At 68.3% G+C, this 10,508-nt stretch carries 9 protein-coding genes; 2 read left to right on the top strand and 7 right to left on the bottom strand.

Annotation, left to right across the window (positions count from 1 at the left end):
- Positions 1-10: 10 nt before the first annotated feature.
- The 7 genes from QH195_RS10975 to QH195_RS11005 all read right to left on the bottom strand — a co-directional run bounded on the left by QH195_RS10975 (position 11) and on the right by QH195_RS11005 (position 8,403).
- The gene (locus QH195_RS10975) at positions 11-922 is read right to left on the bottom strand and encodes a TIGR03619 family F420-dependent LLM class oxidoreductase (protein ID WP_280435274.1); all 912 of its coding nucleotides are present in this window, start codon (positions 920-922) and stop codon (positions 11-13) included.
- On the bottom strand, positions 919-1,830 hold the full coding sequence (locus tag QH195_RS10980; protein ID WP_280435275.1) for an alpha/beta hydrolase: 912 nt from the start codon (positions 1,828-1,830) through the stop codon (positions 919-921). Before QH195_RS10980 ends, QH195_RS10975 begins: the two co-directional genes overlap by 4 nt.
- Positions 1,827-3,509: a thiolase C-terminal domain-containing protein gene (locus QH195_RS10985; protein WP_280435276.1), complete on the bottom strand. Its 1,683-nt coding sequence runs from the start codon at positions 3,507-3,509 to the stop codon at positions 1,827-1,829. The genes QH195_RS10980 and QH195_RS10985 overlap by 4 nt, the downstream gene beginning before the upstream one ends.
- A 129-nt stretch (positions 3,510-3,638) precedes the next feature.
- On the bottom strand, positions 3,639-4,832 hold the full coding sequence (locus QH195_RS10990) for an acyl-CoA dehydrogenase family protein (protein WP_280435277.1): 1,194 nt from the start codon (positions 4,830-4,832) through the stop codon (positions 3,639-3,641).
- A gap of 15 nt (positions 4,833-4,847) precedes the next feature.
- Positions 4,848-5,894 carry an acyl-CoA dehydrogenase family protein gene (locus tag QH195_RS10995; protein ID WP_280435278.1) on the bottom strand — a complete coding sequence of 349 codons (1,047 nt, stop codon included), beginning with the start codon at positions 5,892-5,894 and terminating at the stop codon, positions 4,848-4,850.
- Between the two features lie 48 nt (positions 5,895-5,942).
- Entirely contained in the window at positions 5,943-6,776 is an 834-nt protein-coding gene (locus tag QH195_RS11000; protein ID WP_280435279.1) for an amidohydrolase family protein, read from the bottom strand.
- Positions 6,777-6,780: 4 nt separating this feature from the next.
- Positions 6,781-8,403, bottom strand: a complete 1,623-nt coding sequence (locus QH195_RS11005; protein ID WP_280435280.1) for an AMP-binding protein — start codon at positions 8,401-8,403, stop codon at positions 6,781-6,783.
- A 420-nt stretch (positions 8,404-8,823) separates the two neighbouring features.
- Between QH195_RS11005 and QH195_RS11010 the strand changes: the two genes are divergently transcribed.
- Together QH195_RS11010 and QH195_RS11015 are read left to right on the top strand one after the other, a co-directional pair.
- A complete protein-coding gene (locus QH195_RS11010) occupies positions 8,824-9,642 on the top strand; it encodes an enoyl-CoA hydratase/isomerase family protein (RefSeq protein WP_280435281.1) in 819 nt (272 codons plus the stop codon).
- A 34-nt stretch (positions 9,643-9,676) separates the two neighbouring features.
- On the top strand, positions 9,677-10,279 hold the full coding sequence (locus tag QH195_RS11015; RefSeq protein WP_280435282.1) for a zinc-binding dehydrogenase: 603 nt from the start codon (positions 9,677-9,679) through the stop codon (positions 10,277-10,279).
- The last annotated feature ends 229 nt before the right edge of the window (positions 10,280-10,508 follow it).

Below are 10,508 nucleotides of genomic sequence, written 5' to 3' on the forward strand. Positions count from 1 at the left end.
TACGAGACGGCTACCGGCGATCGAACGCCGCACCGAAACCGTCGATGAATTCTGTGGCCTTGCGGGGGCTCGAACCGTCCACATGCACCACCGCCGAGGTGGCGCCGCGCCGTTCGAGAACGTCGAGGTATTCCCGGGCGGCACGGACCGAGCCGCGGTCGCCGATATCGAAATGCGGGCAGACGACCTGTACCTCGACTGTCTCCGGTGCGCGGCCGGCCGCGGTCAACCGGCGCCGAAGCGTTTCCACGGCACTACCGAACTGGTCGGCGTTCTCGATCGGCTTGGTACGGATCGCGGCTGCCATCGACGCGTCGGCGATGATCGGCATCCAGCCGTTGCCGTGCGCGACCACCCGCGCCAGCGCGGCCGGGCCGTTGCCGCCCAGCCAGAGCGGCGGATGCGGGCGCTGTACGGGCTGCGGCAGCCACACCGGTCCGGTGGCCGCGAAATCCTGGCCGGTCACCGGGTGTGCGGGGTCGGTCCAGATACTGCGTAGCGCCGCCAGCGCTTCGTCCAGCAACTCCGCACGCCGCTCGTGCGAGACACCGAGGGCACTGAACTCCGAACGGAGGTAGCCGGCACCCACGCCCGCGATCAACCGGCCCCCGGAGACGATATCCAGACTCCCCAGAGCCTGCGCCGCCAGATAGGGATTGTGGAAAGGCAGCACGTACAGGTTTGTCATGAGCCGGATCCGCTGGGTGACGCCGGCGATGAAGCTCAATGCCGCAATCGGATCGAGCGTGTTGTGGCCGCCGTTGCGGCGCCATTTCAGCGACGGGGCCGGATGCTCGCTCAGCGCCACCGCCGCGAACCCCGCCCGCTCGGCGGCCACCGCTACCTCGCGAATCACCTCGGAGTGCAGGAATTCCTGGGCGGAGCCGGGAAGTTCACTGGGGTATTCGAGCACATACTTCATGACGTCGGCTCCTCGGCGAAACTGTCACCCGCCGCAACGCAGTCCTCGACGAACGAGAACACACTGCGGTGATAGGACTCTGCGGCGTAACTCACGCTGATGTTGTGGCCGGTGCCGGGCTGACGGTGCGCCACGAAGCGGGGGCAGGCAGTGAAGAAGCCGGTGATCTCGGCGAGCGCGTCCGGGTCGCAGCGCCATACCTGTTCGTATTCCGCATAGCTGAATCGCACCGGAATGCGGATCCGTGGGGCGAGCCGGGGGAAATCCGCCGGCCAGTCCCGCACCACCGCGCTCTCGTAGGGCGGCGAGGCCGACGAGACCGCCCGCCCGCCCGCCAGTTCCGGCGGATAGACCGATTCCGGATGCCACAGCAGTTCCCGCACGGCCGCGCCGCTGCGGGTCCGGCGCACCTCGTCGATCCGCCGCAGCGCTTCCGGGTGTTTACGCCGGCCGGTTCCGGCCAGTTCGACACCGAGCAGGGAGCTACCGCGGGGGTCCGCGGCCATGTTCACGGCGAGGTCGCAGCCCGCGGAATGGGCCATCAGGAAGACTCCCGCGCCCCGGGGTTTCGCGCCGAGCAGCGCGTCGATGGTGCGGTAGGTCGCCTCGGCGCGTCGACCCGGTGCGTCGAACGCGTCCCCGTAAGGCTCCGATGCACCGTATCCCGGACGGTCCAGGGCCAGCACGGTGAAACCGAGCCGGGCGCCCAGCCGCAACAGCGAAAGCCGAGGTAAGCCCGGCAGGTCGAAGTATCGCGCAGTGGTCGCGCCGCCGTGCACGGCGACCACGACCGCCCGCGGATGCTCCACCTCGGCGCACCGGGCCGACATCGGGATACCGTCGACCTCGACGATCCGTTCGACGACCGCCGCCGGACCCGCCAGCACGCCCGCCTCTTCGGCCTTCACCGGCCCGCCCGTAACAACAGCACACCACTGGGTGTGAGGCCGCCGCTGCTCGCTACCGCGACCCGCGCATCGGCGACCTGGCGTGGGCCGGCGTCGCCGCGCAATTGAACGATCGCCTCATGGATCAACCCCATGCCGTGCGTCCGGCCGTGCGACAGTTGCCCCCCGTGCGTGTTCAGTGGCAGCACACCGTCGCGGGCGATGTTCTGACCGCCCCGCAGGAAATCCTTGGCCTCGCCGATTCCGCAGAAACCGAGCGCCTCGATCCAGGACAGGCAGTTGAAGGTGAAGCCGTCGTACAGTTCGGCCACATCGACGTCGCCGGGACGCAGATCGGTCCGCGACCACAGATGCGCAGCCTGGCCCAGTACCTGGGGTTCGTGGGTCGGCGTGCTCTGGTCCCATTCGAGCCGTTCGACGAGTTGCGTGCCCACCGCTTCGACGAGCACCGGGGGCCGCGCGAGGTCGCGCGCCGTTTCCCGGGCCGAGACGATCACCGCGACCGCGCCGTCGCACGGCACATCGCAGTCGTACAGCCCGAACGGTGTGGTGATCGGCCGGGCGCCGAGGTAGTCGTCCATGGTGAGCGGATCGCGGTAGACGGCGGTCGGATTCAGCGCGGCATTGGCGCGCTGGTTGAGCGCGATCCAGCCCAGGGTTTCGCGGTCGGTGCCGTAGCGGTGGAAATGCCGTTGCGCGGTCTGGGCCAGGGTATGCGCCGCGGAAACCGCGCCGTAGGGCGCCAGCCACGGATCGGCGATACCCGCCGCCGGGCCGATCTTCCCGGCTTTGGCCAGCTCCGAATAGGTCGATTCCCAGATAGTGCGGAAGCACAGCACATGCCGGGCGAGCCCGCCGGCGACCGCGAGCATGGCCGCGATCAGCGAACCCCCCGGACCGAAGGTTTCGGTACCGCCGTTGAACCAGGTCGGTCGCAGGCCGAGGGCGCTTTCCACCGCGGTGACACCGCCCTCGGTGAACGGGCCCAGCGCCGCGGCGCCGGGATAGGTGGACAGGCCGTCGATATCGCCGAATTCCAGCCCGGCGTCGGCGACCGCCGCTCGGCAGGCCTCGAGCGTCAAGGCCAGCGGATCGGCCATCAGCCGGCGTCCGATCCGCGACATCCCGATCCCGGTGAGCGCGACCTTGTCCTCGAACTTCTCCTGCTTCGGCATCGGCCGGACGTATTCGTGGGCCGTGGCGGGCTCGAATTCGCCCGGCGGTAGTTCGGCCGGTCTGTCCCCGCCGCGGACCGGCCGGAACAGCGGCAGCCATACCTCGCCGGTCTTTTCGAACACCACTTCCAACCGCATTCCGAGCTGCAGATCGGCGGGGTCGCAGTCGACCGGATTGGTGGTGAGCCGCACGCGCGGGTCGTCTTCGAGCGCGACCTGCGCGACGACGTACGGCGGGGGCAACCCGGGCACGGCGAAGCGATGGTTCACGGTGAAGCCCATGAGCACCGCGTAACCCGAAACCTCCCGCACACCCATCCGGTCCGCCCGGCAGTACCGGCACACCGGCTGCGGCGGATGGATGAGTGCGTGGCAGGCCAGGCATTCCTGGATCCGGAGTTTCCCGTCGGCGCCCGAGGTCCAGTAGAACTCGGTCTGTGGGGTCACGGCAGGCGGCCGGCGGGTCCCGTCTTCCGGCGCGGTACCGGATTCACCGGGTGCCATTGTCGCCCTTTATCTCCGGTCGAAGGTCCCTGGCCTGCCGACCGGCGGTGTCATCGGCATCGGTAGCCGTAGTGCCGGTGCGGGTTCGAGGCATGTTCACACGCTCCTTCGTCGGTTCCCGGGAGGGCCTCAGGCTGCCTTCGGCTCGGCCGGCGAGTAGTTGGGCCTGCCCAGTCCGAGTACGTGCTGGGCGATCATGTTGCGGAACACTTCCAGGGTGCCGCCGTAGATACCGCACAGCGGAGCCCAGCGGTAGATGTATTCCGCTCCCCCGTCGTCGGCGGCGCCCTCGGTGTCCACCGGCAGCGCCGCCGCCGGACCGAGCAGGTCCATCAGATCCGGTGCGATATCGCGCATCGCCTGCGCGATGGCGACCCGGCCGAACATATGCGGTGCGGACAGCGACGCCTCCATCCGGGCGATACTGCGCCCCAGCCGGTACGCCACCGAGGAGTCGTCGAGCAGCCGGCTCCCGTCCGGGCGCGATTGCGCCGCCAGCGCCGCGATCCCGTCGACCGCCACCGCCATCATGGCGCCCTGGTGGGTCATGATCGACACGTCCTGCAAGCCGTCGCCCGCGGTGTCGACCACGCCGTGCTCGGTGTTGAGTGGGCCCATCAGCACCGACCAGCCCTCGTTCACCTCGCCGAGGCGGTACTTGTCGTCGACCCGGACATCGCTGTAGTAGACGATATTGGTGCGGTCTCCGTCGACGGTGCGGATGGCCTGGATCTCGATACCGGGAGTGTCGAGCGGAACCAGGAACATGGTGAGGCTCTTGTGTTTCCGGGCGTCCGGGTCGGTATTGGTGATCAGGAAGACGTACTGGCAGTTGTGCGCACCGGTGGTGAACATCTTCGAACCGTTGATCACCCACTGATCTCCGTCCCGTACCGCGCGCGTTCTACAGGTTGCGACATCGGAGCCGCCCTCGGGTTCGGTGTAGCCGAGGCACAGCCGCACCTCGCCACTGGCGACCCGGGGCAGGACCTCTTCCTTCAGCTCGGGCGAGCCGTAGTCACGCACCGACCCGACCACGATCGCGGTGGTACCCCAGGTCACCCACGGCACCCGGGCGCGCCGCTTCTCCAGATCCCAGATGCGGCGCCGCAACCGGTTCAGCCCACCGTCGTCCGGTTTGCTCAGTTCCGCCGCCAGCCAACCTTCGGCCCCCATAGCCAGGTGGACGCCTTCGTCGAAGTTGTCGCCGGTTTCGCGGTCCCGGCGCCGGACCTCGTCGGTCACATGGGTGTCGAGAAAGGCCCGCGCGCGGTCCCGGAAGGCCTGATCCTCGTCGGACAGTTCGACCACTGAGAAATCCATCGATGTACTCCGTTTCTAGGTCTGGGCCGCGGCGAACAGTTCGGCGGTGCGTACCGCGGCGGCCGCGGGATCGCCCCCGGCCAGCGGCCAGCCTTTCGCGCGCAGCAGATAGGCACTGGCCGCCGACTCCGCCGCGACACCCAGCCCACCTTGGACATGCACGGCCATGGTGGCGGCCCGGGGCGCTTCCTCGGCCATGTACACGAACGCGGCCGGGGCGAGGGCCCGTTGACCATCGGGCTCGAATTCGAGGAACCAGGACGCGCGCCGGGCCAGATTGCGGGCCGCATTCACGGTGATGGCGATATTGGCCAGCGGATGCGAAATACCCTGCAGCGTGGAGATCGGGACCCCCATGGTGTACCGGGTGGTCGCGAATTCCGCGGCGATACGCAGGGTTTCCTCGACCAGGCCGACCAGCGCCGCCGCCGTCAGGACCCGCCATTCATCGAGTGCCCGGTCGTGCTGTGCGACCGCCTCCGCGCCGGCGCCCAGCACGGTGCGCCGGTCGGCGGTGGCCGGATCGATCCATGCCATCGGCAACCGGCCGATATTGTCTACGCGGGCCGGGCGGGTGTCGAAACCCAGGCGCACGATCTCGTCACCCTCGCGGACCACGATATGGTCGGCGACCGCCCCGGCGGGTATCAGCCGGGCGCCGGAGGACGCCCCGATCCGCGGTTCCAGTCCGACGAGTTCGCGTCCCTCCACGATCGCGGTGTCGTCGTCGGCATCCAACGCCCCCAGCCGCGCCAGCAACCGGGACGCAACGATGTGGTCGATCCATGGGATCGGGGCGATGGCACGGCCGAGTTCCTCCGCGACAAGTGTCAGATCGACCAGCGTCGCACCGTCACCGCCCGCGGATTCGGGCAGCGCCATCGTGGTCGCGCCGGTGCCGCACAGCTGCTCCCACAGGTTCTTGTCGAAACCGGTGAGCTCGGCGGCCCGCACGACCTCCAGCGGGCAGCGGGTCTTGAAGAATTTCGCATAGGCGGCCTGCAATTCGGACTGGTCCTCGGAAAGGCTGTAGTCCTGCCGCCGCAATTCGTAGCGATCCATTCTGCGTGCTCCTTGGTCTGGCGCGCGTTCTCTGTAGGTCTGGACGATTCAGTCGCCGGCGGATCGGTCGCCGAAAAAGAAGTCCTGCGCGTTGTTGTAGAGGTAGTTGTCCAGGACATCGCCGGGAAGATCGAGAGCCTCGGCTTCCGGGATCACCCGGCGCATGGTCAGCACCGGCCAGTCCGATCCGAAGATCACCTTGTCCTTACCCCTGGTCCGCATGAAGTGGACCAGGCTCTCGGGCAGGCGTTTCGGAGACCATGCGGAGGTCATCAGGCGGAGGTTCCGGTACTTCATGAGCAGCCGGATCGCGGTGTCCCACCAAGGGTCGGCCCCGTGAATCATGCACAGCCGCAGTTCGGGAAAGCGGTAGCAGACCCGGTCGAGATAGATCGGGTTCTGCACCTCACCGGGAATCGGCGGGCCGGGCAGTCCGGTGTTCATGCACAGCGGCAGGTCCATCTCCGCGCATTTGTAGTACAGCGGGTAATAGACCGCGTCCGTGGGTGGATACTGCCCGTCACCCCAGAAGCTCGGGCCCACGGTGGTGTAGGCGACGGGAAGATCCCGCACCAGCGCCTCGAGTTCCCGCAGGGCCGGCACCGGGTGCAGCAGATCCACACCGTTGAGCGCGAGATGGAATCGTTCCGGGTGCGCCTCGGCGAATTTCCGTGCGGTGGCCGACGGCTTCTTCATCGAATACATCAATACGGCTTTTTCGACGCCCTGTTCGTCCATCTCCTCGAGCAGCGCACCGAGCTCCACCTGCTCATAGAGGTTTTTGGGGCCCTTGAAGTAGTCGTCGCGGACCTTCAGCATCCACCCGGGCTGTTCCTGTTCGCCGAAGTGCACATTGACCAGGCAGTCGATGACTTTGCGCATGCGGTCAGACCTCGCTTTCTTCCGCGACCGGTACGGTCACGCGCCGGGACGCCCAGCGGTAATCGGGTTTGCCGTTGCCGAGCCGTCTGATCTCGGTCACGAAGATGATCTCCTTGGGCACTTTGAACCCCGCCAGCCGCAACTTGCAGGCTTTCCGCAAGACCAGTTCGGTGACCTCGAAGCCCCCCGAGATACACACGAGGGCCACGATTTCCTGCCCCCACCGCCGGCTCTGCCGCCCGACGACGAGTGCGTCGTGCACGCCGGCCTGGGCCCGCAGCACCTCTTCGACCTCTTCGACGAACACCTTCTCGCCGCCCGTATTCACCACCAGCGATTCCCGGCCCAGCAACCGTAGGGTCCCGTCGGGGGCAAGGGTGGCGCGGTCGCCGGGGATGGCCAGGCGGCAGCCGTCGATCACCGGGAAGGTACGCAGCGTCGCCTCCCGATCGTCGAAATAGCCGAGCGGGACGCGACCGGTGCGCGCCGCCCACCCGATCTCGGGGTCACCGGGCTCCAGGAAACGGCTGCGATCCTGCGAGACCGCGGTACCACCGGGCATGGGCGCGAACGTATCGACCTCCGCGCCTCTACTGCTACGGCCGAAACCCATCCCACCGGTTTCCGAGGAGCCGTACCCTTCGACCACGGTGGCATGCGGAAGCAGTTCGAGCAGTTCGTGCCGGTGCACCGGATTCGTTGCGGCACCGCCTGTTCCGATCGCCATGAGCGAATCGAGGTCGTAGTGCCGCTCCCGCAGTTCGCGGACCAGCGGGCCGGCGTAGGCGTCGCCGACGATGGTCATCAACGCGGCCCGTTCCTCTTGCGCGGCCGTCAGCGCGGTGCGGGCGTCGAACGTCCTTCGGTCGTCGTAGAGCAGAATCGTCTGACCGGCGAGCAGGCCCGCGAACGAGGTCCAGATACCGGCGGCATGCGACAGCGGGGATACCGCGAACCAGACGTACCCGGTCGCCGCAACCAGCTCCCCCAGCGGTTCCAGCGATTCGTGGTCGGCACCGTTCATCGACGAGACGTACATATCACCCTGCCGCCACAGCACACCCTTCGGCCGCCCGGTCGTGCCGCCGGTGCACAGCATCACCACATCGTCCGGCGAGGTCTCGACGAAGCCGTCGGCGTCCCCGGCGGCCACCGCGTCCTCGAACCGCACCGCGCCCGGCTGTTCGTCGACATCACTGCCGTCGTCGACGGAAACGAGCAGATCCACTCCGGGGGCGGCCGCGGCCACCACCGGCCCGAACGAGCGGTGGTAGACGACGGCGCTCGGCCGGATATAGGCGAGCAGGTCGGCGATCTCGTGCTCGGTGTAGTGGTAGTTGACGTTCACCGGCACGGACCGCGCCTTCATACAACCGATCATCACGTCGAGGTACCGGTCGTTGCGCATGATGAGCGCGACTCGGTCCTGGCCGCATTCCCAGCGCTCCAACCCCTCGCGCGGTGTGTGTGCGCCGAGTCCGCGGGAGGCCAGGAAGTTACCGAACCGGCGGGTCAGCAGAGCCGATTCGGCGAAGGTGGTCCGGCGGTCGCCGCAGACGGTCATGGTGCGGTCCCCGGCCGCCGCCGCCACCGCGTCGAATACGGCCGCAATGCTCCATTCGGTCAACGGGCAGGTCCTCTCATTCCGTCCGGACGGCGCGCCGGCCGAGCCGGGGACGCGCGGACACTGCCGCGCTACCTGTCACAACTGAATAGTTGTGCCTACTGTATATCTATCAGTACAGCTTGGTGCAAGCTTTACCGAAAACCAGACCAGACCATCCGCCGGACCTCGGGAACGCTGCCGCAGCCAACGGCAGCGCCGGACGCGGACGGGATGCAGTTCCTGGCCGACTCCATGCCGGCCAGGACCGCCGCGGCGGCCGCTGCGCTGCGACCTCGAAGCCGACTGCGGTGTGACATCGAAGCCGACTGCCGGCGCCGACCCTGCCCCGGCACAGTCCAGGAACCTTACCGATGTCGTTACGGTATGCTCAACGGTACAACGATAAGCCCTGCGGAGGGCCAGGAAGATACGGGGAGAGCCTTGAGCGATTACACCCAGACTGCGCCCGCAGCGGGAGCGGTTCACCGCGACCAGGACGGTTCGGTACTACGGCTGACCATCGACCGGCCGGACCGGCGTAACTCGCTGACCCCGGCGATGATCACGGAGCTCATCGATGCGCTCACCCGGGCGGCGACCGACGAAACCCTGCGGGTAGTGCATATCGCGGGTGCCGGCACCGATTTCTGCTCCGGCGTGGACTGGGTGGCCACCAACAGCGACGGTCGCCGTCCCCGCACCGGCGACCTGGTCCGCCGTATCCCGCATACCGCCAACCGGCTGATCGAGCTCGTGCACACCATCCATCTCCCGGTGGTGTGCACAGTGCGCGGGTGGGCCGCCGGCCTGGGCGCCAACTTGGCCCTGGCCGCCGATTTCACCGTCGCCGCCACCGACGCCGTGTTCTGGGAACCATTCCTGAGCCGCGGCTTCAGTCCCGATACCGGCTCCACCTGGCTACTCCCCCGGCTCGTGGGGATGGCCCGCGCAAAACGGATGCTGCTGCTCGGCGAGAAGGTCGGCGGCAGCACAGCGGCGGAGTGGGGGCTGATCCACGAGGCCGTCGCACCGGGCGAGCTCGAGCAGCACAGCGCCGCGCTGGTGAGCCGGCTCGCTGCGGCGCCGACCGTCGCATTGGGACTGAGCAAACAGACCATCCACGACAACCAGGCCGCGAGCCTGCCCCAGGCGTTGACACACGAACTGCTGACCCTCGAACTCGCCTGCCGCACCGCGGACTTCAAAGAGGGTCTGGCCGCCTTCCGGGAGCGCAGGACGCCCGAATTCCGGGGGCGCTGACCGTCCGGCGGCGCACGCCGACCCCATCCAGAAAGTGGAGAGTGCAGATGAGAACCGAGGCGCACTGCTGTGGGGAACCGATCAGCCCTCAGGGGCGGTGCTGTCGGGTGCGGGCCGGATATTCGTTGTCGAACCGGTCGAGTGGAAGCGCGAACAGGCCGAGAAACTCGGCGCCTCGGACGTCTTCGCCGATATCGGCGACGCCGCCGGCCGGATAGCGGAGGCCACCGACGGCCGGATGTGCCACAAGGCCATCGTCGCGCTCGGACGCTCCGCGGAGCACGATCTGGGCGCCTGGCTCCGGTTGACCGCCAAGGGCGGCACCTGCGTGCTGACCGCCGTGGGCGGTGTCGTGAACACCGATATCGCGCCTGACCTCTCGCTGTCCGAACTGCTGCAGAAGAATGTGCAGGGCAGCCTTTTCGGTGGCGGCAACCCGCATCAGGACATCGCGAAGTGCTCCGCGTCGCAGTTGGCCGCGCAGGTCGCGCGGGCCCTGTACAAGGTCGGCGATCTCGATCTCGACGATGTGGTCACCGGAACCTACCGCCTCGAGCAGATCAACGAAGGCCTCCGCGAGGTACGGGAGCACCCCGATATGCGCGGCATCATCCGCTTCACCGGCGCCGACCACTGACGACTACACGTTGCGGCCCCCGTATCGCAGCCCGGACGAGTCACCGGGTAGCGGCCACACAGCGGGCAGCCGGTACCGAAGCGGTTGCGCCCGGGGGGGGGGGGGGGGGGGGGGGCCCCCCCCCCCCCCCGGGGCCGGGCGCAACGCCACGGGGGGGGGGGGGGGGCGGGGGGTTGGCCCCCCCCCCCGCAGGTTTTGGTGAAAAACCCCGCCCCCCCCCCCAGGGGCG

The organism is Nocardia carnea, from assembly GCF_029868855.1.
GTDB classification, from domain to species: Bacteria; Actinomycetota; Actinomycetes; order Mycobacteriales; family Mycobacteriaceae; genus Nocardia; species Nocardia carnea_A.